The 25767-nt window shown below is 62.2% G+C and carries 23 protein-coding genes; 8 read left to right on the top strand and 15 right to left on the bottom strand.

Going from position 1 to position 25767, the window contains the following annotated elements; translation table 11 throughout:
• Positions 1 to 89: 89 nt before the first annotated feature.
• Genes AMM41_RS07545 through AMM41_RS07535 form a run of 3 tightly spaced genes read left to right on the top strand, consistent with a single transcriptional unit; the run spans position 90 to position 3693 of the window.
• Positions 90 to 1076 (top strand): tripartite tricarboxylate transporter substrate binding protein, encoded by a 987-nt coding sequence (locus AMM41_RS07545; RefSeq protein ID WP_089956314.1) that lies wholly within the window; start codon positions 90 to 92, stop codon positions 1074 to 1076.
• Entirely contained in the window at positions 1073 to 2263 is a 1191-nt protein-coding gene (locus tag AMM41_RS07540; RefSeq protein WP_089955609.1) for a M20 aminoacylase family protein, read from the top strand. The genes AMM41_RS07545 and AMM41_RS07540 overlap by 4 nt, the downstream gene beginning before the upstream one ends.
• Positions 2264 to 2268: 5 nt before the next feature.
• Positions 2269 to 3693: an amidase family protein gene (locus AMM41_RS07535; protein WP_089955605.1), complete on the top strand. Its 1425-nt coding sequence runs from the start codon at positions 2269 to 2271 to the stop codon at positions 3691 to 3693.
• 85 nt (positions 3694 to 3778) lie between these two features.
• Here AMM41_RS07535 and AMM41_RS07530 read toward each other — a convergent pair whose 3' ends face one another.
• The 5 genes from AMM41_RS07530 to gndA form a co-directional block, all read right to left on the bottom strand.
• On the bottom strand, positions 3779 to 5587 hold the full coding sequence (locus tag AMM41_RS07530; protein ID WP_089956313.1) for a flavin-containing monooxygenase: 1809 nt from the start codon (positions 5585 to 5587) through the stop codon (positions 3779 to 3781).
• Positions 5588 to 5788: 201 nt separating this feature from the next.
• Positions 5789 to 7693: a sigma-54-dependent Fis family transcriptional regulator gene (locus AMM41_RS07525; RefSeq protein WP_089956310.1), complete on the bottom strand. Its 1905-nt coding sequence runs from the start codon at positions 7691 to 7693 to the stop codon at positions 5789 to 5791.
• Between the two features lie 99 nt (positions 7694 to 7792).
• Positions 7793 to 8791 (bottom strand): type I glyceraldehyde-3-phosphate dehydrogenase, encoded by a 999-nt coding sequence (gene gap / locus AMM41_RS07520; protein WP_089956309.1) that lies wholly within the window; start codon positions 8789 to 8791, stop codon positions 7793 to 7795.
• 214 nt (positions 8792 to 9005) lie between these two features.
• Positions 9006 to 9410: a GFA family protein gene (locus tag AMM41_RS07515; RefSeq protein WP_089955601.1), complete on the bottom strand. Its 405-nt coding sequence runs from the start codon at positions 9408 to 9410 to the stop codon at positions 9006 to 9008.
• Positions 9411 to 9754: 344 nt separating this feature from the next.
• The gene (gene gndA / locus AMM41_RS07510; RefSeq protein WP_089956306.1) at positions 9755 to 11161 is read right to left on the bottom strand and encodes an NADP-dependent phosphogluconate dehydrogenase; all 1407 of its coding nucleotides are present in this window, start codon (positions 11159 to 11161) and stop codon (positions 9755 to 9757) included.
• 200 nt (positions 11162 to 11361) lie between these two features.
• Between gndA and AMM41_RS07505 the strand changes: the two genes are divergently transcribed.
• The gene (locus AMM41_RS07505; protein WP_089955596.1) at positions 11362 to 12648 is read left to right on the top strand and encodes a hypothetical protein; all 1287 of its coding nucleotides are present in this window, start codon (positions 11362 to 11364) and stop codon (positions 12646 to 12648) included.
• A 137-nt stretch (positions 12649 to 12785) separates the two neighbouring features.
• On the opposite strand, the gene AMM41_RS07500 is transcribed toward AMM41_RS07505, so the two are convergent.
• The 10 genes from AMM41_RS07500 to AMM41_RS07455 form a co-directional block, all read right to left on the bottom strand.
• A complete protein-coding gene (locus AMM41_RS07500; protein ID WP_089955592.1) occupies positions 12786 to 13463 on the bottom strand; it encodes a microcompartment protein in 678 nt (225 codons plus the stop codon).
• A 29-nt stretch (positions 13464 to 13492) separates the two neighbouring features.
• Positions 13493 to 13765 (bottom strand): BMC domain-containing protein, encoded by a 273-nt coding sequence (locus tag AMM41_RS07495; RefSeq protein ID WP_089955588.1) that lies wholly within the window; start codon positions 13763 to 13765, stop codon positions 13493 to 13495.
• Between the two features lie 69 nt (positions 13766 to 13834).
• Entirely contained in the window at positions 13835 to 14104 is a 270-nt protein-coding gene (locus AMM41_RS07490) for a EutN/CcmL family microcompartment protein (protein WP_053168998.1), read from the bottom strand.
• Positions 14101 to 15075, bottom strand: a complete 975-nt coding sequence (locus AMM41_RS07485) for a nuclear transport factor 2 family protein (RefSeq protein WP_089955583.1) — start codon at positions 15073 to 15075, stop codon at positions 14101 to 14103. The genes AMM41_RS07490 and AMM41_RS07485 overlap by 4 nt, the downstream gene beginning before the upstream one ends.
• The gene (locus tag AMM41_RS07480) at positions 15072 to 15686 is read right to left on the bottom strand and encodes a BMC domain-containing protein (protein WP_089955580.1); all 615 of its coding nucleotides are present in this window, start codon (positions 15684 to 15686) and stop codon (positions 15072 to 15074) included. Before AMM41_RS07480 ends, AMM41_RS07485 begins: the two co-directional genes overlap by 4 nt.
• Positions 15687 to 15695: 9 nt before the next feature.
• Complete coding sequence (locus tag AMM41_RS07475) at positions 15696 to 17204, bottom strand: aldehyde dehydrogenase family protein (RefSeq protein ID WP_089955575.1); 1509 nt, start codon at positions 17202 to 17204, stop codon at positions 15696 to 15698.
• 19 nt (positions 17205 to 17223) lie between these two features.
• Positions 17224 to 18273, bottom strand: a complete 1050-nt coding sequence (locus AMM41_RS07470; RefSeq protein ID WP_194944654.1) for a TauD/TfdA dioxygenase family protein — start codon at positions 18271 to 18273, stop codon at positions 17224 to 17226.
• A 35-nt stretch (positions 18274 to 18308) separates the two neighbouring features.
• Positions 18309 to 19064: an ABC transporter permease gene (locus AMM41_RS07465; RefSeq protein WP_089955566.1), complete on the bottom strand. Its 756-nt coding sequence runs from the start codon at positions 19062 to 19064 to the stop codon at positions 18309 to 18311.
• Complete coding sequence (locus AMM41_RS07460) at positions 19054 to 19854, bottom strand: ABC transporter ATP-binding protein (RefSeq protein WP_089955562.1); 801 nt, start codon at positions 19852 to 19854, stop codon at positions 19054 to 19056. Before AMM41_RS07460 ends, AMM41_RS07465 begins: the two co-directional genes overlap by 11 nt.
• Before the next feature lie 28 nt (positions 19855 to 19882).
• A complete protein-coding gene (locus AMM41_RS07455; protein ID WP_228769151.1) occupies positions 19883 to 20887 on the bottom strand; it encodes an ABC transporter substrate-binding protein in 1005 nt (334 codons plus the stop codon).
• Between the two features lie 174 nt (positions 20888 to 21061).
• On the opposite strand from AMM41_RS07455, the gene AMM41_RS07450 reads away from it, so the two are divergent.
• The 4 genes from AMM41_RS07450 (at position 21062) to AMM41_RS07435 (ending at position 25764) form a co-directional block, all read left to right on the top strand.
• Entirely contained in the window at positions 21062 to 21769 is a 708-nt protein-coding gene (locus AMM41_RS07450; protein WP_089955556.1) for a Crp/Fnr family transcriptional regulator, read from the top strand.
• Positions 21770 to 21872: 103 nt separating this feature from the next.
• Entirely contained in the window at positions 21873 to 22673 is an 801-nt protein-coding gene (locus AMM41_RS07445) for a class II aldolase/adducin family protein (RefSeq protein ID WP_089955553.1), read from the top strand.
• Positions 22674 to 22770: 97 nt separating this feature from the next.
• The gene (locus AMM41_RS07440; RefSeq protein WP_089955550.1) at positions 22771 to 24360 is read left to right on the top strand and encodes a GMC family oxidoreductase; all 1590 of its coding nucleotides are present in this window, start codon (positions 22771 to 22773) and stop codon (positions 24358 to 24360) included.
• Between the two features lie 438 nt (positions 24361 to 24798).
• Positions 24799 to 25764, top strand: a complete 966-nt coding sequence (locus tag AMM41_RS07435; protein WP_089955546.1) for an ABC transporter substrate-binding protein — start codon at positions 24799 to 24801, stop codon at positions 25762 to 25764.
• Positions 25765 to 25767: the final 3 nt, after the last annotated feature.

The raw sequence follows: 25767 nt of genomic DNA, 5'->3' as shown, positions 1-25767 counted from the left end.
CATGGGTTGTCATGAAAAGAATTAACAGTCTTTCGGTTGTCCCCTGTCAGGTCTAGCATCGCGCCATCATTTTGACGATGGAGACCCGCATGAAACTGCTCAAACCCCTGGGCCTGCTGCTGAGCCTGGCCATGGCGGCCAGCGCCCCCGCTCTGGCACAAAACTTCCCCAGCAAGCCCGTGACCCTCATGGTGCCGTATCCGGCCGGTGGTCTGTCAGACCTGATTGCCCGCAAGGTCAACGTGGCCTTGGCGGCCGAACTCAAGCAGCCGGTCATCATCGAAAACCTGGGCGGTGCAGGCGGGGCCATCGCGGCACAAAAAGTGCTCAATGCCCCCGCAGACGGCTACTACCTGTTTCAGGGCTCGCCCAACGAACTCATCCTCGCTCCCTTGGCCATGAAGGCCGTCAAGCACAAGCCCGATGACTTTCGCCTGATCCAGCGCATGGCCATGGCCCCCATGGCCATCGTGGCCAGCAAGAACTTCCCGGCCAACAACCCGCAAGAGATGGTGGCCGAGATCATCAAACGTTCCAAAGCGGGCAAACCGGTCAACTACGCCAGCGTGGGCATTGGCAGCTTCTACCATTTGCTGGGCGAAGAAATGGCCAAAAAGCTCGGTGCCCAGATGCTGCATGTGCCCTACAAAGGCGGTGGCCCCATCCTGCAAGACTTGCTCGGCGGCCAGATTGACCTGTTCATCACCCCCTATGGTGCGCCCCATGTGGCCATGGCCAAAGAAGGCAAAACCAAATTCATCGGCGCCCTGTCGCCCCAGCCGCAGCGCCTGATTCCGGAGGTGCCCTCGGTGGACCAGGCCAAAGAACTCAAAGGGTTTCATTACACGATTGGCAGCGGCTACTACGTGAAAAAAGGCACGCCCGAGCCCATTGTCGAGGCCCTGCACCGGGCGCTGACCAAGACCATGTTTGACGCTGACTTCCGCAACACCATGACCGCCATGGGCCAGGAAGTGGGTGACGCCTTGCGTTTGGACCAGACCGATCAGGTCTATGCCGATGAGGTCAAGCTCTACCAAGGCATTGCCAAGTCCATCCAACTCGAAGCCCAATGAACATGCTGCACGCCCTGCAGCAGCGTGCGGCCCCTTTTGTGGCGCTGCGCCGCGATTTGCACCGCCACCCCGAGCTGGGCCTGCAAGAGTTTCGCACCTCGCAGTTGCTGGCCGAGCAGTTGCAAAGCTGGGGCTACACCGTCACACGCGGTCTGGCCAGCACCGGGCTGGTGGCTCAGTTGCAGCGCGGCAGCGGCCACAAACGCCTGGGCTTGCGGGCCGACATGGACGCGCTGCCCATCCACGAGGCCAATGACCTGGCGCACTGCAGCGTGCACGACGGCGTGATGCACGCCTGCGGCCACGACGGGCACAGCGCCATGCTCATGGCGGCTGCCCAATACATCGCCCAAGAAGTCGAGTTTTCGGGCACGCTGAACCTGATTTTTCAGCCCGCCGAAGAGCACCCGGGCGGCGCGAAGATCATGATCGAAGAAGGTCTGTTCGAGCGCTTTCCGTGTGACGCGATTTTTGCTGCACACAACATGCCCGGCGTGCCTGCGGGGCAGCTGGTGTTCATCGAGGGCCCGGCCATGGCGTCCAGCGACGACGTGACCATCACCCTGACGGGGGTGGGTGGGCACGGGGCCATGCCGCACCGCGCACAAGACCCCATCGTGGCAGCGGCCGCCATCGTCATGACGCTGCAAACCATCGTCTCGCGCAATGTGGACCCGCAGCACACCGCCGTGATCACCGTGGGTTCGCTGGTGGCGGGCAAAGCCAACAACGTGATTCCTGCCAGCGCCCGGCTGGAGCTGAGCGTGCGCTCGCTCGACCGCGAGGTGCGCGACCTGCTGCAAGAGCGCATCACCGCCTTGGTCACAGCGCAGGCCCAAAGTCTGGGTGTGCAAGCGCACATCGACTACAAGCGCGACTACCCCGTGCTGGTGAACACCGCCGCAGAGACCGAGTTGGCCCGCCAGGTGGGTACCGAGCTGCTGGGGGCAGAACGCGTCATGCGCCAAGGCCGCCCGCTCACAGGCAGCGAAGACTTTGCCTTCATGCTGGAGCACTGCCCGGGCAGTTATTTCATGATTGGCAACGGTGCGGGCGAGGGCACGGGTGACAGCGCGGTCGCCCACGCCTGCATGGTGCACAACCCGGGTTACGACTTCAACGACGACATCTTGCCCGTGGGCGCAGCCTTCTGGGCCTTGCTCACACAACGCTATTTGAAAGACTGAACACCATGGCCACCGAACTTTGGCAACTGAGCGCCACCGAATTGGCTGCTCGCATCGCCCGCCGCGAAACCACCGCACGCGCCGCCACCGAAAGCGTGCTGGCCCGCATTGCCGAGGCCAACCCGCAGGTCAACGCCTTGGCCAGCGTCACGCCCGACAAAGCTTTGCAAGCCGCCGATGCGGCAGACGCCGCACAAACCCGGGGCGATGCTCTGGGGCCGCTGCACGGCGTGCCGGTCACCATCAAGATCAACATCGACGTGCAGGGCGAGGCCACCGACGAAGGTGTGCACGACTTCAAAGACAACATTGCCAGCAGCGACTCACCCCTGGTGCAGTCCATGCGCGAAGCGGGGGCGATCATTGTGGGACGCAACAACGCGCCCGCCTTTTCGCTGCGCTGGTTCACCGACAACGCCTTGCACGGCCGCACGCTCAACCCGTTTGACGCGGGCGTCACCCCCGGTGGCTCCAGCGGCGGTGCAGCCGTGGCCACCGCTTTGGGCATGGGCGCGATCGCGCACGGCAACGACTACGGCGGCTCGATCCGCTATCCGGCCTGGGCCTGTGGTGTGGTGGGCTTGCGCACTACGGTGGGCCGGGTGCCGTCTTACAAGGCCAGCGCCCCCAACCGCATCATCAGCAACCAGCAAATGTCGGTGCAAGGGCCACTGACCCGCACGGTGGCCGATGCCCGGCTGGCGCTGCAGGTCATGGCGCAAGGCTCGCCCGAAAGTTTGGCACTCGACCCGCAATGGGTGCCTGCCCCGCTTGAATTTGCCGATGCCAAGCAGCCCACCCGCGTGGCGGTGTTTCGCAGCTGGGCGCATTCGGCCGTTGACCCCACGGTGAGCGCTGCCGTCGATCAGGCGGCCCAGTGGTTGCAGGAGGCGGGCTACACCGTCGAAGAAGTGGAGCCACCCCACTTTGCCGAGGTTTCGGCCATGCAGTTCCACATGGTCATGAACGACATGCGCCGGGGCGGTGAGCCCTTCATGCGCGAGCACGGCGACGACGCTTTGCGCACCGCTTTGAGCCACTACATGGCCATCAACCCCGTGTGGGACCGCGACCAGTATCTGGACTCGATGACCCGTCGCTTCAACATCGCCCGCGATTGGGCGGTGTTTTTGGCGCGTTACCCGGTGCTGCTCATGCCCAACTCGTGGGAGCGGCAGCTCCCCATCGACGACGACCAGCACTCGGCCGAACGCACCGCACAAATCCTGCTGGCGCAAGCGCCCTTGCTGAGCACCGCCACACTGGGTTTGCCGGGCCTGTCGGTGCCCACCGGGGTGGTGAACGGCTTGCCCGTGGGCGTGCAGATCGTCAGCACCAAATTCCGCGAAGACCGGATGTTGGCTGCGGGCGAGGTGATCGAGCGGGCCGCACAGTTTTCGGCGCTGGATTATTTGAGGGGCCAGGGCTGAAAAAAGGGATCGGCACCCCACCTGCACACCTGAACATGTGCAGGCAGTGGTGCCGATCAGCGCAGCATCAGATGCAGCGCCCGTTTCAGCGCAAGTGGTGCACCGGTGCAGGCTTGTACACCGGCGTGTCCAGGCCTTCGTAACGCGCCTTCAGTTGCAGCGACAAAAACTGCGAGTAATGGCGGCTTTGGTGCAGGTTGCCGCCATGGATCCACAGCTGTTTTTGTTGTGTGGGTTTCCACATGTTGCGCAACTCGCCTTCCCAAGGGCCGGGGTCTTTGGTGGTGCCCGAACCCAAGCCCCAGACCTTGCCCACACGGTCGGCCACTTCGGGTGAGATCAGATCGGCCAGCCAGTGGTTCATCGAGCCATAACCCGTGGCGTACACCAGCAAATCGGCCTCCAGCTCGGTGCCATCGGTCAGGGTCACGCTTTTGGGGTTGATGCGCTCGATGTTGTTGTGGCTTTTGAGCTTCACACTGCCGTTGGCCACCAGCTCGCTCGCACCCACATCGATGTAATAACCCGAGCCCCGGCGCAGGTACTTCATGAACAGGCCCGAGCCATCGTCGCCAAAGTCCAACATGAAGCCCGCCTTTTCCAGCCGTCCGTACAGGTCGGCATCGCGCTTTTTCATCTCGTCATACACCGGAATGTGGAAGGTGTGCATGATCTGATAGGGCACGCTGGCAAACACCAAATCGGCCTTGTGGTGGTCAATGCCGCTTTGCACCGCCTCTTCGCTGTAGAGCCCACCCAGCGCCAGCTCCATGAGCGACTCCGAAGGCGCAATGTGTGTGCTGCTGCGCTGCACCATGGTCACATCGACGCCGTTTTCCCACAGGGCCGCGCAGATGTCGTGCGCGGAATTGTTGGAGCCCAACACCACCGCTTTTTTGCCTTTGTAGGTCTCGGGGCCAGGGTGCTTGCTGGAATGGTGCTGGTCGCCCAAAAAGCTGTCAGCGCCCGCAATCTTGGGCACGTTGGCATAACCCGATACGCCCAGCGCAAACACCAGCTCTTTGGGGCGCAACACCACCTCTTGGCCAGCCCGGTCCACCACGACTTCCCACTCGCCCTTGGCTTCGTTGAATGTGGCCTTTTTGGCGGTGGTCGATCCCCAGTAGTTGATCTCCATGACCTTGGTGTACATCTCCAGCCAGTCACCGACCTTGTCCTTGGGGGCAAACACCGGCCAGTCGTCGGGGAAAGGCATGTAGGGCAGGTGGTCGTACCAAACCGGGTCGTGCAGGCACAGGGTTTTGTAGCGCTTGCGCCAGCTGTCACCGGCTTTTTCATTGCGCTCGACCACGATGGTCGGCACACCCAGACGCCGCAGCCGGGCCGCCAGCATGATGCCGCCCTGACCGCCGCCCACGATCAGCACATGGGGCTGCTCGTCGTAGCCCAAGCGGGCCTCTTCATCCTGGCGTCGCTCCAGCCAGCTTTTGCGGCCCACCTGCGCCCCGTGTTCGGCCCCTTTGACGCGCCGGCTGCCCTTTTTTTCCTCAAAGCCTTTGAGCTCGGTCATGGTGGTCAAGAGCGTCCAGGCCTTATCGCCTTGGGCCGTGGCCTTGAGCCGCAGGTGACCACGCCCGCGCGAGACACCGGTTTCAAAGGTGAACCAGGCATCGACCACGCCATCGGCCTCGGTGGCTTCACCTTCGAGTGCAAAGTTCGAGGGTTGCACATCGGCCAGCCGCGCTTGCAGCATGGCCTCGATGGCACTTTGGCCTTCCTGGGTGCAAATGTTCCAAGTGAACGACACCAGATCACGCCAATAGCAGTCGGTGTCAAACAGGGCCGTGGCTTGTGCCGTCTGGCCTTGGCTCAGGGCATTCTCAAAGCCCGACAGCCAATCTTGCGCCCTCTGCGAGGGGGTCTTGTCACTCATGGGTTTCTCTCCTGGTAGTGCCGCACTCGACATGGTGCGGTACAGGGGAACAATCAAGTGCCGTGCCAGATCGGTCGCCACTTGCAAGTCCTTGTCAGAACACAAGAAATCAAAACCTACCCGGGGTCTACCCGGATGTCACAGCGCATCACCTGTCACGCCAGAACCTGTGACAGGTGTGACAGGTGTCACGCGCTGCACTCACCCCGCCTGTCGATGTGGGGCCACGATGCCCGCCCGCTTCATGCGGCGGTACAGGGTCATGCGCGAGACGTTCAGGCTGCGGGCGACGGCGCTCACGTTCCATTGCGACAAGCGAAGTGCTTGCAACAAGCTGGCATCCCCGTTGGGGGTCAGCTCGTTTGGGGTGTCGGGGTAAGCTTGCCGGACCTCGTGGCTGCCCAGCAGTTCGGGCAAATCGTCCAAGCCTATGGGACCCTGCTGGCACATGCTGCTGGCGTAATCGAGCACATTGCGCAGTTCGCGCAGGTTGCCCGGCCAGGGGTGCTGCAACAAGCACTGCCGGGCTTCGGGGGCCAGCGTGCGCCCTGGCAGCAGACGGTCGATCATGGCGCTCAGATCGGATCGCTCGCGCAAGGGCGGCAGCATGATGTGCGCCCCGTTCAAGCGGTAATACAGGTCATCCCGAAAACGCCCGGCCCGCACCCAGGTCTCCAGCGGTGCATGGGTGGCCGCGATCACCCGCACATTGACCGGCACCGCCCGTGTGGCCCCCACGGGCAAGACTTCGCGCTCGGACAACACACGCAACAGCCGGGCCTGCAAGCCCAGCGGCATGTCCCCGATTTCGTCCAGAAACAAGGTGCCCCCATCGGCCTCCGGAATCAGTCCCCGTTTGCCTTTGGGCGAAGCACCCGAGAAGCTGCCGGGCAAATGCCCAAACAGCTCGCTCTCGATCAGGGCTTCAGGAATGGCAGCGCAATTGACCGCCACAAAGGGCTGCTGTCGGCGTTCGCTGCTGGCGTGCACCGCCTTGGCAAAGTATTCCTTGCCCGAGCCGGTTTCACCGGTGATCAACAAACTGATGGGCGAGTTGACCAAGCGGGCCACGCGCTCGATTTGTCGCTCCAAAGGGGGATCACCCGCCGACAGGGCGGCCAAAGCAGGGGGCACCGCTGTGTCGCGCTGGCTCTGGCTGTTGGGCAGCTTGGGCGGTGGGGTGGCTGACAAAAACAGCAATTGCCGCCCCTCCGAATGCATGACCGCACGCTGATCCGATGGCCGCGTTTGCACATAACGACCCAGATCGGCAAAAGGCAAATCAAACAGGCGCTCAAAGCGGGTGCCCAGCAAGGGCTGCGCGGGGTCGGCTCTGAGGCCCAGTTGGGCGCGTCGGTTGTGGCCCACCACACGGCCCTGCACATCCAGCGCCAGCAGGTATTCGGGTTGCACATCCAGAAACTGCGGTGCACTGGACAGGCGCAAAATCCAGTCGCGCCGATGTCGGTACAAAAAAGCGGCGTTCTCAATGTCGTGTGCATACATCTGCACCAGCTGCAATGCCAGGTGCTGGCTCGATTTGGGCTGGGCCGAGCTGAGCTGCGAAATATCCAGCACCGCACTGAGCTGGCCACGGCTGTCGTAAACGGGTGCCGAGGTGCAGGTCAAGGGAATGTGTGTGGCATCAAAATGGTCGTTCAGGTGCACCGTGAGCGCCTGCCCGGTGCTGATGCAGGTGCCCACGCCGCAAGTGCCCGCGTGCTGCTCGCTCCAGTCCGCCCCCAGGTACAGCCCGGCTTTGCGAAGGCTGGGCTCAAACACCAAATCACCCAAAAAATCCACCGTCACGCCCTTGGCATCGGTCAGCAACACCACATAACCCAGCCCGGCCACCTTGGAGTAAAGCGTCTCCAGCCCATGACGGGCGATGTGCAAAAACGCCTCCATCTGGTCTTGGTGTTCGCGCAAACGGGCGTGCGGCAAGATGATGGCTTCTTGCATGCGGGTGGGGTCCAGTTGGTGCTCGTGCACACAACGGAACCAGGAGTCGCGAATCAGCTGTTCATGGCCCGTCGCGGCCAGGGCGGCACCCTGCGTGGCCACGCTGACCACGGTGGCGATGTGCGCGTGCTGGGAGGTGTTCATGGGCAGGCCCGTGTCGTTAGAACAGCCGCCCACTTTGGGTGGACCCGCGTGGCCTGTCAAGACCACGTTTTCCCGGTGACTCCCCATCCAATGACAGGCTCAGCGCCCCACCACCCGTGCCATCTCCAGGCATTTGTTCGAGTAACCCCACTCGTTGTCGTACCAAGCCACCACCTTGATGAAGGTGTTGTCCAGCGCGATGCCCGCATCGGCGTCAAACACGCTGGTGCACACCTCGCCCCTGAAGTCGGTCGACACCACTTTGTCGGTGGTGTAACCCAGCACGCCCTTCAAAGCGCCTTCGCTTTGCGCTTTCATCTCGGCGCAAATTTCAGCATAGGTGGCTGGTGTTTCCAGCTCGGCCGTCAGGTCCACCACCGACACGTCCGAGGTGGGCACACGAAACGCCATGCCCGTCAACTTGCCCTGGATGGCCGGGATCACCACGCCCACCGCCTTGGCCGCGCCCGTGCTGCTGGGGATGATGTTTTCCAGAATGCCGCGACCGCCGCGCCAGTCCTTGTTGCTGGGGCCGTCCACGGTTTTTTGCGTGGCGGTGGCGGCGTGCACCGTGGTCATCAGGCCGCGCTTGATGCCCCACTTGTCGTGCAGCACTTTGGTGATGGGGGCCAGGCAGTTGGTGGTGCAGCTGGCGTTGCTGATGATGGCTTGCCCGGCGTAGGACGCGTGGTTCACGCCGTACACGAACATGGGCGTGTCGTCCTTCGATGGCGCTGACATGACCACCTTTTTGGCCCCGGCGACCAGGTGCTTGCCCGCACTGTCCTTGTCCAAAAACAGGCCGGTGGCTTCGATCACCACATCGGCACCGACCTCGTTCCACTTCAGATTGACCGGGTCGCGCTCTTGCGTGAGTCGAATGCGCTGGCCGTTGACCACCAGAGTGTTGCCGTCCACGGCCACCGTGCCCTTGAAGCGGCCGTGCACGCTGTCGTATTGCAGCATGTAGGCCAGGTAATCGGGTTCGAGCAAATCGTTGATGCCGACGATCTCGATGTGGTTGAAGTTTTGCACCGCTGCACGCAGCACCATGCGGCCAATGCGGCCAAATCCGTTGATACCGATACGGGTGGTCATGGGGGTCTCACTTTCGTTGGAGGTTTCAATGACAGCGCGCCCGAAGGGCAACTGTCGATGTAACCATCGTATGCGAATTTATGAAACTTTGTTACATGCGCCTTGGCTGGTGTGGGTTTGTTCTGGTTTTGTAACTCGGGGCTTGGTGCAACATCCGATTCAATCGCGTAAACCGCTGCAACACGGACACTCCGCCTGAGTCAGGTGTTGGTTTTCATCTGTTCGGAACATCGTGTGGGAAGGATCGAAGTGACGGATCCATGGATGCCCATGGGACCGCTTGGCTTGCATGGATGTGAAGTTGAGGTTGGAATGCCGCTGGATCGTCAAGCGTTCCTGCACGCACTGAGAGCAGGTCAGGCAGACGTTCCAGACGCCCAAATAACTGGGATCCACACTTTCCGCAAAACCCGCGATAAATGCTTTTTCCGCTTGAGCCCTTGGACTCGTAGTACGTCACTTCGCCTTCAATGGATAGACCTTGTGATGGAAAGAAGATGATTGGCGCAGAGGCGCTACCGCTGGCCCTTTGGCAATCGCGGCAGTGGCAATAAAGTTGATACACAGGTGCTGCTTCGCTCTTGTAACGCACCGCCCCACACAGGCAACCACCGTTCATCTCTGCTCCTTGAGAAAAATAGTCAACGATTCAAACATGGCACCTGCCGAATGTCTAGAAAAATACCGGCTTCTGATCACCCATATTTGAATGTGACGGTCGACCGCAACGGTCGCGCTCCAGTTGTTCACCGTGTTGGACCAAAGCACTGCAGAGGGTCGGCACTTGACGTTCTCCAACTCGCTTCGGTGGTGCATTTCCGGTCTGAACCAGACAGATGCTTCAGGCAATTCCCCTCCAACATGGGCAAGAGCGGTCCCAAATGACCCGTACGCTCAACGCCAACACACGCTGACAGCATCAATCAACGGCGCCCAAACCCAAGCGTGTCACAGCCCCTGGCTTTATTCACCCCAGCGCGTGTGAAACTTCCCCGCCCGGTCGGTGCGCTGGTAGGTGTGGGCACCAAAATAATCGCGCTGGGCTTGCAGCAAGTTGGCGGGCAAGCGGGCCGAGCGATAGGCGTCGTAATAGCTCAGGGCGCTCATGAAGGCGGGCACGGGCACGCCGCTCAACGCCGCCATGGCCACGACTTCGCGCAGGTCTTGCTGGCAGTCGGCCATGACGCGGGCAAAGTGCGGGTCAATCAGCAAGTTGGGCAGGTCGGCTTGGCTGCTGTAAGCGCGGCGAATGTCTTCGAGCAAGTGCGCCCGGATGATGCAGCCTGCGCGCCAGACCGAGGCGACCTGGGCCATGGGCAGCTGCCACTGGTGTTCGCGGTCGGCGGCGCGCAAGAGGGCAAAGCCCTGGGCGTAGGCGCAAATTTTGGCGGCCAGCAAGGCGCGGCGCAACTTGCCCAGCATGGCCCCGCGCTCGGGTGCCGTGGCCACGCTCGGACCCGACAACACAAGCGATGCGGCCACACGTTCGGTCTTGATGGCGCTCAGGGTGCGGGCGAACACCGCTTCGGCAATGGTGGGCGCACTCACCCCCAGGTCGAGTGCGATTTGGCTGGCCCATTTGCCGGTGCCTTTTTGTTCGGCCGTGTCCAAAATCACATCGACCAGCGGCACGCCCGTTTCGGGGTCGGTTTTGGTCAAAATTTGTGCGGTGATGTCGATCAGGTAGCTGCCCAACTCGCCGTCGTTCCAGCGCTCGAATTCAGCGGCCATGTCGTTCGCGGTCATGCCCAGGCTTTGCATCAGCGCGTAGGCCTCGCAGATCATTTGCATGTCGGCGTATTCAATGCCGTTGTGCACCATTTTCACGAAATGGCCCGAGCCCCCCGGCCCCATCCACTGGCAGCAGGGCTGGCCGTCTTCGGCCTGTGCGGCGATGGCCTGCATGAGTGGCTGCACCAGCGGCCAGGCTTCGGGTGAGCCACCGGGCATGAGCGCCGGGCCACGCAAAGCACCTTCTTCACCGCCGCTGACCCCCGCGCCCACATACAAAATGCCCGAGCCTTGCAGCGCCGCGATGCGGCGCTGGGTGTCGGTGTACAGCGTGTTGCCACCGTCAATGAGCACGTCGCCTGCCGACAGCAAAGGGCGCAGCTGCGCCAGCACCTCGTCCACCGTGGCACCGGCGGGCACCATCATCCAGATGCGCCGGGGCAGCGTGAGGCTGGCCACCAGTTCGGGCAGCGACGAAGCAGCCTGTGCCCGCAGACCCTGCGTGCGCAAAGAAAAGTTCTCGCGGCGGGTGGCGTCCAGGTCAAAGCCGCTGACCGAGAACCCGTTGCGCTCCAAATTCAGGGCCAGGTTTTCGCCCATCACGCCCAGGCCCACCAGGCCGATGTCCATCGCTTGCATGTCTGTCATTGTCTTGAATCCTTTGGCCAGGCGCGCACGCCCATTGGCTCCGTTGTCGAGCGCGGATTGTCCGTTGAAACCCGCAACACGCCTGTCACAAGGCTGTCCTTCACCCCGAGCGTAAGATCGTGTGAATCCGTGCCCATGCTGCTCAAAGCCCTTGTGCTCAAGGTGCGGACGCAACACATGAAGGGTCCTTTGTGAACACCGAACACATCAACGCGGACAACTTCAACAGCGCATGTTTTTGCATCAGCCTGGACGATCAGGCCCTGGCGCGCAGCATGGCTGAAGGCCTGGGCAATGCGTCCTTGCTGGATCTGGTGCGTGACCGCTTGCCGTCGATGTTTTCTGCGCGTCCGGTGGTGCTGGCCGCAGAGCAGGTTCAGCGCATGGCACGCCTGATCACCGCACTGGAGTCGGTGGTCGCTTTGCCCGCTTACCGTGAAGAGGTGCTGTCGCGCTCGGATCCGATTGCGCGGCACCCGACCCGTGCCCAAAGCGTGTTCATGGGTTACGACTTTCATGTGCACGCGGGACACCAAGACCCCGGTGATTTTGGCCTGATTGAGGTCAATACCAACGCGGGCGGCGCTTTGCTGAACGCCATGCTGGCGCGCGCGCAACGGGCCTGCTGCCCAGAAATTGAAAATTGGGTGCCCACCGCCGCGCAGGCAGATGCCCTGGAGGCGGCTTTTGTGGCGATGTTTCAAAACGAGTGGCGGCTGTGCCAAGCTTCACGCCCCTTGCAAACGGTGGCGATTATCGACACCTTGCCCGCGCAGCAATACCTGTACCCGGAGTTTTTGCTGTTTCAAAACTTGTTCCAACGCCATGGCCTCAAGGCCTTCATTGCCGACCCCGCACAACTGGTTTGGCGCGATCAGCGGCTGTGGTGCGATGGCGTGGCGTTAGACCTCGTTTACAACCGCCTGACCGACTTTGCTTTGAGTGAGCCCGCACACGCGCATGTGCGAGAGGCCTACTTGCAAGATGCGTTGGTCTTGACGCCGCACCCACAGGCCCATGCGCTGTTGGCTGACAAGCGCAACCTGGCCCTGCTGTGCCACGCCCCAACCCTGCAGGCCATGGGCGTGCCTGCCGACACGCAGGCGGTGTTGCTGGAGGGCATTCCCCAGACCGAGGTGGTGACGCCGAATAACGCCGAGCGCTTTTGGGCGCAGCGCAAGGGCTATTTCTTCAAGCCTTTTGCGGGCTATGGCGGCAAGGCCGCTTACCGCGGCGACAAGCTGACCCACCGCGTGTGGGACGAAATCAAGTCAGGCGGCTTCATCGCTCAAGCTTGGGTGGCCCCGGGCGAGCGCACCATCTCGGCGGGCGAGTCGGGTCAGGTGCTCAAGTTCGATGTGCGCAATTACGTGTACGGCGGCCATGTGCAATCGCTGGCGGCCCGTTTGTACCAAGGACAAACCACCAACTTCCGCACACCTGGCGGGGGCTTTGCGCCGGTGTACGTGGGGCCGTGAGGGGGGGTGTGTGGGGAATCGCCCACGGGGTGAGCTCCTGCAGGTGATGGTTTTGTAGGAGCCCACCCCTGTGGGCGATTGCATGATGTCCTGGTGTGCGAAAAATCGCCCGTGAGGTGGGCTCCTACAAATGCAGCTCAGCCCCTGCCCGGAATCTCGGCGAGCAGTTGCTCCACATGCGCCTTGGCTTTTTCAAGCGAGGCCAAGCTGCCGGTCAGGTACATGCGGCCGCTGGCACCGATCATGCTGCACTCGACCAAGGTGAGGTCGGGCGCGACTTTTTCGGCTTCGTTGGCCATGTGGGCGCCAAACAAGGCTGGGGCCACTTCCATGAGCAGCATGTTGTCGCCGGGCAGCACCATGCTGGCTTGACGCGTGCGGTTCATCAGCACGGCGTGCTGATCGGTCACGTTTTCCAGAATGTCGCTGTAGAGCAATTGCGGGCGCAATTGGTCTTCGGCTTGGGCTCCCATCCAGTCCAGGATGACCTGGCCTGCACGCTGCAAGGCCGCGCCGTCGTTGCTGTGCAACTCCAGCACACCAAACTGGCGCTCTACCGCCAAAATGCCCGGCTCCAGTGTGGGCTCGGCTTTCAGGGCCAGGTCAATCACGCGCTGGATGGACAGCCCGGGGGCGATCTCGACCAGCAGCGCGTGGGTGCCCTGCATCGCCACGTAGCCGCGTGCGCCCAGGGGCGAACTCATCCACGATGAAAACTGGCGTTGCAGGTCGGTGAGCGTCAGGTACACCCGAAGCTCAGCGGCCGGTTTGGCAGGCGGTTTAGCGGACTCGGTGGCTTTTTTGCTTGTGGCCATGCGGCCTCCTTGTCAACAGCGTTCGCGGATCAGTTGCCGTCAAAGGCTTTGGACACGTCGGCGTGCGGACGTGGGATGACGTGGCAAGACACCACTTCACCGATCGCGCCTGCGGCTTCTGCACCGGCTTCGGTGGCGGCCTTCACAGCCCCCACGTCGCCCGAAACGATGATGGCAACCAGGCCACCACCGACTTCTTTTTTGCCAACGATGTTGACGTTGGCGGCTTTGACCATGGCGTCAGCGGCAGCGAAAGCAGCAACATAACCTTTGGTTTCGATCATTCCGATGGCTTGTGACATGTGAGTCTCCTTGAGGGGTTAAAAAAAGAAAGGGTTGAGGGAAAGGGTGAGGGAAAAAATACCGCTGCGTCAGCGCATCGGTGTTGGGGTGTCGTAGTTGTCGAGCGAGGCGATGATGAGCGCATCGGCCACCACACGCGGGTGCGCCGGGGCGAACCACCAGGCCGCAGGTGCGCCGATGGTGATCATCACGCGCTCGCCAATGCCGCAGCCCATCGGGTCATAGCAGACCACCACGTCTTTGGGGTAGTCCAGTTGCACCTCCAGCAAAGCGCCTGGCGGCAGTTCGGGCAGGCGTTTGCTGGCCACGATGCGGCCGATCACGGTTCCTGTTTTCATGTTTTTGCTCCACGGTCAATGGTGATGCCACGCTTGCGCAGCGCTTCTTTGCCCAAGGGCGTCAGGACCGCCTTGGGATGCAGCCGAACGGTTTTCACACTCGGCGACAGGGTTTTGAGCAGTTTTTCGCCGATCACACCTTTGAGTTCGGGTATGTCTGCTGGGTGATCGTGCAGGCCGCAGGTGTCGCCTTTGCACTCGCAGGCCTTGCCCGCCTTGCAGGACGAACAGCAGGCGGCCGGGTCGATGGCCGTGGTGGCGGCCATGGCCGATGTGCCAGCAGTTGCCGTGGGGGGTGTTGCCGCAGTGGCGGACGTGGGTGTGGTTGCACTTGCGGCGACAGCCTTGACCGCCGCCTCGTCCACCCGCATGTCAAAACGCAGCAGGCCCGATTGCGCTGCCTGCAGCAGTGCCGGGCTGGCGGCCAGGCGCTTGAACAGATCGGTCAGGGCAGCGGCGTGCGCGGCCGTGCCCACACGCAAGGGCACCACCACGCCTTGAGTCCCAGTCGCTGGCGCAGCGGCAGGGGCTGCTGGTTTGGGTGCGCTGATCTGCTTCCAGTAAGCGTCTTTGCGGGCAATCAGGCCATCGCGTATTTGGTAGACATCGGTGCCGTCCAAGGTGACCGATTGGCCACCGGGCAGCGGCACGCTCACCTTGTAGTTTTGCACCACGGTCTGGCCCAGCACGTTCATGTGCGAGTCCGAGAACTTGGGGCCCGTGGGGCTGGCAAAGCGTTCTTTCAAAAACGCCAGGCACGCTGCGCGGCCACTGAGCACACGCGAATCGGGCAGGGTCCACACCACATCGGGGGCAAAACAAGCCACGATCGCCTCGGCATTGGCAGCGGCGTAACCGGCTTCGAAGCGTTGCATCAAGGCGGCCACCGATGTGTCAGCGCCCGTGGCTTTGGCTCCCAGGGCGGTGCGCACCTGCGCCCGAATTTGCTCGCGCAAAGCGTCTGCGCTCATGCAGCACCTCCGGCGTCGCGGATCACGGCTTCGGCCACGGCAGCGGCTGCCCGCACGTCTGAGGCATTGCCCGACAGGTACAGGCGACCGGCCGGGCCCATGAAGCGGCAGTCGATCAGTTTCACGTTGGCGGCTTTTTCAGCCTCGTTGGCCACCAGCAGCGCATAAGACGAGGTGGTCATCTCCATGATGTAGAGCGACTCACCGGGCAAGAGCATGCTGCCGGCTTTGCTGCGGTTGATCAAAAACGCGTGGTAGCCATCGACCCGGTCAATGACTTTGGAGGCCAAAATTTCGGGCTTGAGCACACTTTTCTCGCTCACGCCCATGGCATCCAACACGGCAGCACCGGCCGACTTGACTGACGAAGAAGACTGGCCGTGGAACTCCAGATAACCGAACTGCCGCTCAACCACCAAGTTGCCGGGCTTGACGTTGTCGTGCTTCAAGGCGATGTCGGTCAACCACTCGATGTCCATGCCGGGGGCCACTTCGATCACCATGGCGGCGTCGTTGTGGCGCGGCAAAAAACCACGGGCCGTCGACCCCAGCAAACACATCAGTTGTGGCTGCAAGCGGTCCAGAAAAATATAGCTGCGCAAAGTGGACATGTCAGGCTTTCAGCGAAGGTGTTCGAGTTCTTCCTGCACGATGCGCAGGACCATGGCCTGGAGTTCAGGCGTGAGGGTGGACAGTTGCGAAGGCGAGGCACCGGCCGAAGGAGCCGCAGAGGCCGCGCCCGAAGCCATGGCTCCGGCCCAACCACCGGGCAGCGGAAAGGCCACGCGTTTCCAGTTGACCAGCAGTTCGGGGCCGACGTTGCAGTCCACCGAGCTTTTGCCCGCGTAACCCGTGCCAATGGTGAAGGTGTAGGGCAAGCCGGTGTTGGCACCCGTGCTGTCGTGCACCGTGGAGCCGTTGACGACCACACGGTAATAGTCGAGTGCCGCACCCCAGACCACCGCTTGCTCGGCGCTGGCCGAATGGATGCCCGAGGTGTGGCCAGCGCCGCTGTGCTGCAGCATGAGCCGGGCCACGTCGATGGCCTGGTCCATGCCCGGCACCACCACACAGCCCAAAATGGGCGAGAGCTTTTCTTTCAGCAGCACATGGCCAGCCTGCGGGTTGGCAATGGGGCACACCAAGGCTTGGCAATCCACGGGCACTTGCACGCCTGCGGCCTGGGCGATCTCGTGCGCCGGGCGGCCCACCACTTTGCCGTTGAACTTGCCGCCGGGGAAGGCGTAATTCTGGATTTGCAGTGCTTCTTGCTCGGTGCAGACATGCGCACCTTGGCGGGCCAGCGCTTGCTGCATCTGCGGCGCAATGCTGGCGTGCAGCATCAGCACCGAAGGGGCCGAGCAGGGGCTGCCGTGGTCGAAGTTTTTGGCGGCCACAATGGTCGGCGCAGCCGCTTCGATGTCGGCGCTGGCGTCCACATAAATCGGCACATTGCCCGAACCCACGCCAATGGCGGGGTTGCCCGAGCCATAGGCCGCACGCACCATGGGCGTGCCGCCGGTGGCCAAAATCACGTCGGTGCGGGCGTCGCGCATCAGCGCCCCCGTGGCCTCGACCGTGGGGCGGGTCAGAATCTGCAGCGCATGGGCCGGGCCACCGGCTTTTTCGATGGCCGCTTGCAGCTCATTCGTCACGGCGGTGCAGCAACCCAGCGCCACCGGGTGCGGCGAGATGACCAGCGCGTTGCGCGTCATCAGGCACAAAATGGTCTTGAAGATGATGGTGGCCACGGGCGAGGTGGAGTTGGACAAGCCTACCACCACACCGGCGGGCCGACCGATTTCGACGATGCGCAGCGCATCGTTGCGCCGCACGCCGCCCAGCGCCACCTGGTCCCACGCGTTGGGCGTGAGGGTGCAGGCGATCTGGTTTTTGGCAATCTTGTCGGCCACTTTGCCGATGCGGCTTTCGCGCACGGCCCACTCTGCATAAAACTCGGCACGCGGCAGCAAGGCGGCAGCCACTTCTTTGGCCACGCGTTTGGCCTCTTCGGGCGACCACAGCGCCAGCGTGGCAGCGGCTTGCCGGGCGCGGCCCAGCAGGTCGCGGGCCTCCTGCAAGGCGGCCAGGTCGTGGTCGGCCAGGTCGATGGGAGCGCTTGTACTCATGACGGGGTGCGTTCCTGAATCAACGGCGCTGGGCTGCAGCGGCCACGGCGTTCAGGTCCACGCTTTCGAGGGCGCTGAAGATGGCTTCCACCGCTTGCTGTTCACGCGGGCTGGCCGCTTGCATGCGGGTGGTGTCGAGCAGCTGGCGCATCACCGAAGGCTGGCCACCTGCGGCGGCGGCACCGGGGTTGAGCGTGGGCACAAAGCTCCCGCAGGTCATGCGCTGACCGGCGCGGTAGTGCGGCGCATAGTCAAACACGGCGTAGTGTTGCGTGGCGCAGTTGTCCCACATGGCGACCGAGTCTTTTTCCCAGCGGAAACGCACCATGAACTCGGGCTTTTTCACCCATTCGTAGAGCATGTTCAGCACCGCCTCGGACAGGTCCATGTGCATGCCCAGCAGGCGCTTGGTCCAGATCGAGTTGACGAACAAAATCTTGCGACCGTTGTAAGGATGCGTGATCACCGCCGGGTGCGTCACCGTGGGCGTGTTCTCGATCATCTTGCACTCTTGCTGGCTGGCCTGCACCATCATGCCGGTCTTGGCCGAGGCCCTTTGGGCCAGACGTTCGTTGGCATTGATGCGGCGAAAGTGCCAGGGCAAATCGTGGTCGGCCTGCAGGCCTTCGAGCATCTGCTGCATGCCGGGGTTGAGCGCGTCATACGCAGCGCCCCCGTGCATCCACATGGTGTCACCACCCGATGGAGGCAGGTCGGTGATGCGCAAGATGGACACCATGTTGGGTTTCTTGCGGAAGGTCACATCGGTGTGCCAGCGGTCGGTTTCGGGGGCTTCGCTGCCCTGGTGCGCGATCAGCTGAATTTGGGGGTGCCCCTCGATGTGCGGGAAAAATTCGTGCTGTTCCATCTCGCCAAAGTTCTGACCCAGACGGATGTAAGCCTCGGGCTTCAGGGCCTGCTTGCGGAAGAACACCACGCCGTGTTGCCAAAGCGCCTGCTTGATCTCTTCGTAAACGTCTTCAGAGCGGGTGTTGTTCAGGTCGACGCCACTGATCATGCCGCCGATGGTGGGCGTCATAGGGTCGACTTGGATGTGACGGAATTTCATTCTTGTATCTCCTTGAGGTGTCAAAGCAACCCGGCTCATTGCCAGTGCAGCAAACGTTTTTCGAGCCAGGTCATGGTGCGCACCACGGCCACGCCCAAGAGGGCCAGTACCAGCAGCAGCGCCATCACGCCATTGACTTCAAAAGTCGAGCCCAGATAGGCCAGCGACTGGCCCAAACCTTTTTCGGAAGCGATGATCTCGGCACCGATCACACCCAACATGGCGTAGATCAGACCCAGGCGCAGGCCCGAAAAAATGACCGGCACCGCGCCGGGCAAGGTGACCTGAAAAAAGGTGGTCACCGGGCTGGCACCCAGCGTTTTGCACAGGGTGAGGTGGTCTTGACTCACGCCGCGAATGCCGGCCACCGTGCTGGACAGCACGATGAAAAAAGTCAGGCTGCAACCCACCGCGATCTTGGAGCCCAGGCCGAGGCCAAACCACAAAATGAACAGGGGTGCCAAGGCAATCCGCGGCATCACGTTCATGGCGTTCAGATAAGGGTCAAGAAATTTTTCGACCTGAGGAAAAGCCACAAACAACAAGCCCACGGCCAGGGCCGCTGTGCTGCCCAAGGCAAACGAAATCAGGGTGCCCGCCATGGTCCAGCCCAGGTCGGTCCAGAGCTTGCCCGTGGCGATGTTGTTCCACAAAAATTTGATGACGCCACTGGGTTGGCCCACAAAGGTGGGGTCCAGCCAGCGGTTGACGGTGAGCCACTCGCCCAGCGCCAGCAGCACGGCGATGAACACGAGGTGGGCGCCGCCCCAGCGCAGTGTGTCAGCCTTCATGTTTGCTCCAGCCAGATTCAAGGTGCGACCACAGCTGTGCATACAGCTCGTGGAAATGGGGGTCTTTTTGCAGCTCGCGAATGGAGCGCGGGCGGGGCAGGTCAATGGGGATGTCGGCCACGATGCGCCCTGGGCGCGAAGTCATGACCACCACACGGTCGGACACGGCCACCGCTTCGGACAGGTCGTGTGTGACGAACAGCACCGATTGTTTGTACTGCTGGCACAGGCGCAGCAGCAGGTCTTCGAGTTGCAGCTTGGTTTGTGCATCCAGCGCCCCAAAAGGCTCGTCCATCAGCAGCAGGGGCGAACCCATGGCAAAGGTGCGGGCCAGGGCCACCCGCTGGCGCATGCCATGCGAGAGGGCCTTGGGCAAAGCGTTTTCAAAACCCGCCAAACCGACTTCTTGCAGCATGGCGCGGGCACGTTCTTCGGCCTGGGCACGCGGCACGCCGCGCACTTCCATGCCAAACATGGCGTTGCCCAAAGCGGTTTTCCAGGGCATGAGGCTGTCGCGGGCCAGCATGTAGCCGACCTGCGGGTTGCCTTGGCGTGGCGCTTGGCCACCCACGGTCAAACTGCCCTTGCCGGTGTGCGCCACCAGCCCGGCGGCCAGGTTCAGCAGCGTGGTTTTGCCACAGCCGCTGGGGCCGACCAAAGAGACAAATTCGCCTTGACGGACGTGCAGCGAGACATCGGACAACACCTGGTTGGTGCCATCGAAGCTCAGGTGCACGCCATCGGCAGCGATGGCCAGGGACGTTGCGCTCAATTCAGGTGCTCCGCTCATGCAATCAGGGGGTCAGGTCGTGCAGCGATCAGCGCAATTGCAAGATCTTGCTGGTGTCGAAGTTCTTGTCGATTTGCTTGGTGTTGTGCAGGTAATCGGCCGCATGCTGCAAGGCTTTGGGGTCCAGCGAGAATTTGGAGCCCCCAATTGAGTTACGCAAAGAGGCCTCGACCGCCGCAGCGCCTGCAGGGCCATCGATCTTGAAGGTGTCGTTGATCACCTTGAGCACAGCCGCAAAGTTGGCAGGGTTTTGGATGAAGGCTTCGGACTCGCGCATGGCCTTGGCAAAGGCGTCCAGCGTGGCGCTGTTCTTTTGCGCAAAGTCACCACGCACCGTCATCGGGCCAGAGGCCCCGTTGAGCTGTGTGATCTCTTTGGGGCCTTCGCCTTTGCGGGGGTCCACAATCACGCGGCAAATTTTCATGGCCGCGCAAAAGCCGTCCATGGGGGCGAACAGCATCACGGCGTCGATTTGCTTGTTGGCAATGGCGGGCAAGGCGGTGTTGGGTGCGCCCACGGGCACGATGGTCACGTCGCTGCCGGACAGGCCAGCGCCCTTGAGCAGGTCGAGCAACTGGAACTCAGCGCCGGAGCCACGGGCTGTGACGCCAATCTTTTTGCCCTTGAGGTCGGCCATCACGGCGGGGTAGCCCTTGGCGGCGTTGGGGGTTTCGGTGTGGGCACCGGCCATCAAAAAGAAGATGTTGTCACGCGCTGCGTTGCCAATGATCTTGAGGTCAGCACCTTTGTTGGCCGCCTGAATGACCACTTCGGCCGGGCCAAAAGCCACGTCAATGTCGCCCGCCATCAGGGTCTGGATGCCCAAGGGGCCTGCAGGAATGGTTTTGAGTTCGCACTTGAGGCCGTTCTTTTCGCAGTAGCCGTTGGCAGCCGCCACACGAACGATCATGTTGCCCAGGCCTGGATAGTCCTGGATGCGCAAGGTCTGGGTTTGCGCCATGGCGTTGGCGCTCAGCGACAGGGCAAGGGCACCAAGGGCGGTGCGCAGCAAGGCGGGGGCAGATAAGGTCATGTCGTCTCCATGGGGTTGGGGTACTGGCTTGATCACCGTCAAACTCGGTGTGCCCGATTTAAATCCCCTGAGCGATCACGAATTGTTTCTGATGTGACAATTTAAGGGAAAGCACTCAAAATCGCTCACCTTCCGACTCCCCTTCCCGCCCACAGGGCCATTTCTTTGTCCAACATGAATTCAGCACCCCCTCACGCCCGTGGCCGGGCCTTCAAAAACATGGATGTGGAGGCCCTGTCGCAGACGTGGTCCTTGAACTCGGCCTTGACGCCACGCTCGACCCAAGCCCTGCTGGGCATTGGCGTGCTGCGCCATTGGCAAGAGGGGCAAGTGGTGCTCAGCCGGGGGCAGTCCATCTCGACCGCGCTGCTGCTCATGAAAGGCCGCTTGCGCGTGAGCGTGACCACCCCCGAAGGCGAAGAACAACTGCTGCGCTGGATGCTGCCCGGCGAGATTTCAGGCTTGAGTTCGGTGTTTGCAGAAACCACTTACCCGGCCGATCTGGTCTCGGCCGGCCCCAGCCAGGTGCTGCACATCGAGCGGGCCAAACTGCTGGGGCTGATCAGCCAGGACGCCACCGTGGCGGTGGACCTGCTGCGCATTTTGGGTTTGCGCATCAACCAGCTGTTTGACACCCTGGCCGACCAAGGCATGCACACGCTGGAACAGCGCGTGTGGGCCACTTTGGAGCGCATTGCCAAGTTCAACAGCGTGCAAGTGGCCGACGGCGTGCAGCTGCGCGTGAGCCAATCGGACCTGGCCCAGGCCGCCATGGCCTCGCGCCAACGCGTCAACCAGCAGCTGCAACGCTTTCAGGACAAAGGCCTGATCCGGCTGGGCTACCGCAACATCGTGTTGCTGCGCAACGCCCCCAAGTCCTGACGGCCGTCACCCAAGGCGCAGCCGTTTGGCCCCGCCCTGATACAGTGAAAAGTCAAGCTGTCGGTCAAGCCGCTCAGCCATGACCCTCACCGGAGTGACACCCATGACCCCTGCCATCGCGCTCGCCCAGCGCCCATCAGCACCGCCAGACATGTCACCCCAAGAGTGGCAAGCCCGCATCGACCTGGCCGCTTGCTACCGGCTGGTGGCGCACCATGGCTGGACCGACCTGATTTACACCCACATTTCGCTGCGCGTGCCAGGCACCGAGCATTTTCTGATCAACCCTTTTGGCTGGTCATTTGACGAGATCACCGCGTCCAGCCTGGTCAAGATCGACAGCGATGGCCAGAAGGTCGGTGACAGCCCGCACGATGTGCACCGTGCCGGCTTTGTGATCCACAGCGCCATCCACACCGCACGCGACGACGCCCATTGCGTGCTGCATCTGCACACCCGTGCCGGCATGGCGATCTCGATGCTCAAGTGCGGCCTGCTGCCATTGAGCCAGCACGCCATGATGTTCCACGGCAAAGTGGCCTACCACGAGTCCGAGGGCCTGGCGGTGCAACTGAACGAGCGCCAGCGACTGGCCCACGACCTGGGCGACAAAATGGTCATGGTCTTGCGCAACCACGGCACGCTGGTGGTCGGTTACACCGTGGCCGAAGCCTTCAGCAGCATGTGGCACCTCGAAAAAGCCTGCCAGGCCCAACTCGACGCCATGGCCTGCGGGCAAGACTTGAACTTTCCCCCAGAAGGCGTGGCCGAACAAATCAGCCGATTGGGCTTCAACAAAGCCGCACTGCGGGAATACCCCGAGGGACGAAGTCCGCTGGGTTGGAAAGAATGGCCTGCCATGCTGCGTTTGGCGGACAAGGTCTCACCTGGTTATGCGGTGTGACACAGGGTGGGCAATCAAATAAAAACCTTTTGTCAGCGGAATGGGCTACAGCACAGCCAGCGATAGGAAAAAAATAATTTTCAAAGGGAGAACAAGCATGGAATTTGACTACATCGTGGTCGGTGCGGGCTCGGCCGGTTGTGTGCTGGCGGCACGCCTGAGTGAAGACCCGTCGGTCACGGTGGCTTTGCTCGAAGCAGGGCCACCCGACACCAGCCCGCTCATCCATTGCCCGGCCGGCATTGCGGCCATGCCCTTGATCAACAGCGTGTCCCAGCCCTTGAGCACCGTGCCCCAAGAAGGCTTGCTGGGCCGCACCGGTTACCAGCCCCGGGGGCGCACCTTGGGTGGCTCCAGCTCCACCAACGCGATGGTTTACATCCGAGGCCAGCATGCCGACTACGACCGCTGGGCGGCCATGGGCAACCCCGGCTGGGGCTGGGCCGATGTGTTGCCCTACTTTCGAAAAGCCGAGCACAACGAGCGCCTGAGCGATGACTGGCATGGGCAAAACGGCCCCCTGAATGTGGCCGAACTGCAAAGCCCCAACGTTTTTTCCAAACGCTTTGTCGAGGCCGGTGTGCAGGCCGGCTGGGCGCACAACCCCGACTTCAACGGGGCCAGGCAAGACGGCGTGGGGCTCTACCAGGTGACGCACAAAAACGGTGAACGTTTCAGTGCGGCCAAGGCCTACCTCACCCCCCACCGCCAGCGCCCCAATTTGCAGGTGATGACCGGTGTGACCGCGCAGCGCATCGTGCTCGAAAGTGGTGTGGCCCGGCAAGTGCAGGTGCTGCAAGGCGGCAGCCAGCGCAGCTTGAGGGCGCGGCGCGAGATCATTGTCAGTGGCGGGGCTTTTCAGTCCCCGGCCTTGTTGATGCGCTCTGGAATCGGCCCGGGTGCCCACCTGCAGGCCATGGGCGTGGCCACGCAGTGCGATGTACCAGGTGTGGGCGAAAACCTGCACGACCACCCCGATGTGGTGCTGGTGGCCGATGCGCCCCACACCGAATTGTTTGGGGTCTCGCCCATGGGGGCCTGGCACATTCTGCAAGGCATGTGGCAGTGGCGTCAGCAGCGAAAAGGCCTGTTGACCACCAATTTTGCCGAGGCGGGCGGCTTTTTTAAAAGCTCACCCGAGCAAGCCCGACCCGACATTCAGCTGCATTTTGTGGTGGGCAAGCTGATCAACCACGGCCGCACGCCCAGTTGGGGCCACGGTTTTTCGCTGCATGTGTGCTTGCTGCAACCCCAAAGCCGGGGCACCGTGCGCTTGGCCAGCACCGATGCCAACGCCTCGCCCTTGATCGATCCCCGCTTCCTCACCCATGCCGACGATATGGCACAAATGATCGCAGGCGTGCGCCAAGCCCGGCGCATCTTGCAAGCCCCCGCCCTGAGCGCTTATGGCCGCGAATCGCGGGCATCGGCCAGTTTGCAAAACGATGCACAGCTGTCCCAGTGGATTCGTGAAAACGCCGACACCATCTACCACCCCGTGGGCACCTGCCGCATGGGCTCAGACCCCCTGGCGGTGGTCGATGCCCAGCTGCGCGTGCACGGCGTGCCCGGTTTGCGCGTGGTCGACGCCTCGGTCATGCCCTGCGTGCCCAGCGGCAACACCAACGCGCCCACCATCATGTTGGCCGAAAAAGCGGCGGACCTGATCAAGGCGGCGGCCCGCTGATCCGCGCAGGGGGGCGACTCCTGCTGTGGGCCATGGTGGTTTTTGTGGGAGCCCCGCCCTCGGGGCGATGGGTGGTGGTCTGCGGGGCTTATCGCGACGAGGGCGTCGCTCCTACCTGGTCAAAGCAACGACACAACTGCTGGCCGACCTGGCTTGGCACGCGCCTTGCTGTGCTTCAAGGTCATCCATAACACCTATTTGTATAGACAGCAAGATGGTGCAATTCCCGATACCCTTTGGGGCGTCTGGGCTCATGATGCACAGTGCTGGTGCGAATGTTGGGAAAGATGTTGTGTCCTGCACGCGAACAGCAATTTTTTTGGACCCATCCTGTCTATACAGGTTTGATGGGGTGTCGGTGATGGCTGTGTGTCTGCGTTCAGGTGCCGATTTGCGGCATCTGAAGTGCAGGCTTGATCAACAACAAGGAGTTCCTTCATGCGCAAGTCAAACGTCAAATTCGCCTCGCTGCTCTTGGCCGGTGCGACCGCGGCCACCCTGGCCTTTTCAACGCAAGCCCAAGAGGTCAAGCTCGCATTGGGCATGTCCGGCTGGACCGGCTTTGCCCCGCTGACCCTGGCCGACAAGGCCGGTTTGTTCAAGAAACACGGCCTGGATGTGGAGCTGAAAATGATCCCCCAGAAAGACCGCCACCTTGCCCTGGCCTCCAAGGCCATTCAGTGCGCCGCCACCACGGTGGAAACGCATGTGGCCTGGAACACCAATGGCGTGCCCATCGTGCAGATTTTCCAGATGGACAAGTCTTTTGGCGCGGACGGCATCGCGGTGCGCGGCAACATCAACAACTTTGCTGACCTCAAGGGCAAGACCATTGGCGTTGACGCCCCCGGCACCGCGCCTTTCTTTGGCCTGGCCTGGATGCTGAGCAAAAACGGCATGAGCCTGAAAGACGTCAAGCTCAGCACCTTGTCACCCCAGGCAGCCGCACAGTCCTTTGTGGCCGGTCAAAACGATGCCGCCATGACCTACGAGCCCTACCTGTCCACCGTGCGTGCCAACCCGCAGGCAGGCAAGATTTTGGCCACCACGCTCGACTACCCCATGGTCATGGACACCGTGGGCTGCGCCCCCGAGTGGCTCAAGGCCAACCCCAAGGCCGCACAAAGCCTGGCCAATGCCTACTTTGACGCACTGGAGATGATCAAGGCCGACCCGGCCAAGTCCAACGAGATCATGGGCGCGGCCGTCAAGCAAACCGGCGAGGCCTTTGCCAAATCCTCGGCCTTCCTGCGCTGGCAAGACAAAGCGGCCAACCAGAAGTTTTTTTCAGGCGAGCTGCAAAGCTTCATGAAAGACGCCGCAGCGATCTTGCTGGAGGCCGGTGTGATCCGCAAAGCACCGACCGACTTCAACGCCATGTTTGACACCAGCTTCATCAAGTAAAGC

The organism is Limnohabitans sp. 2KL-3 (assembly GCF_001269405.1).
Lineage (GTDB): Bacteria > Pseudomonadota > Gammaproteobacteria > Burkholderiales > Burkholderiaceae_C > Limnohabitans_A.
Note: the sequence above shows the minus strand (reverse complement) of the source record. Positions and strands in the feature narration are given on the sequence as shown.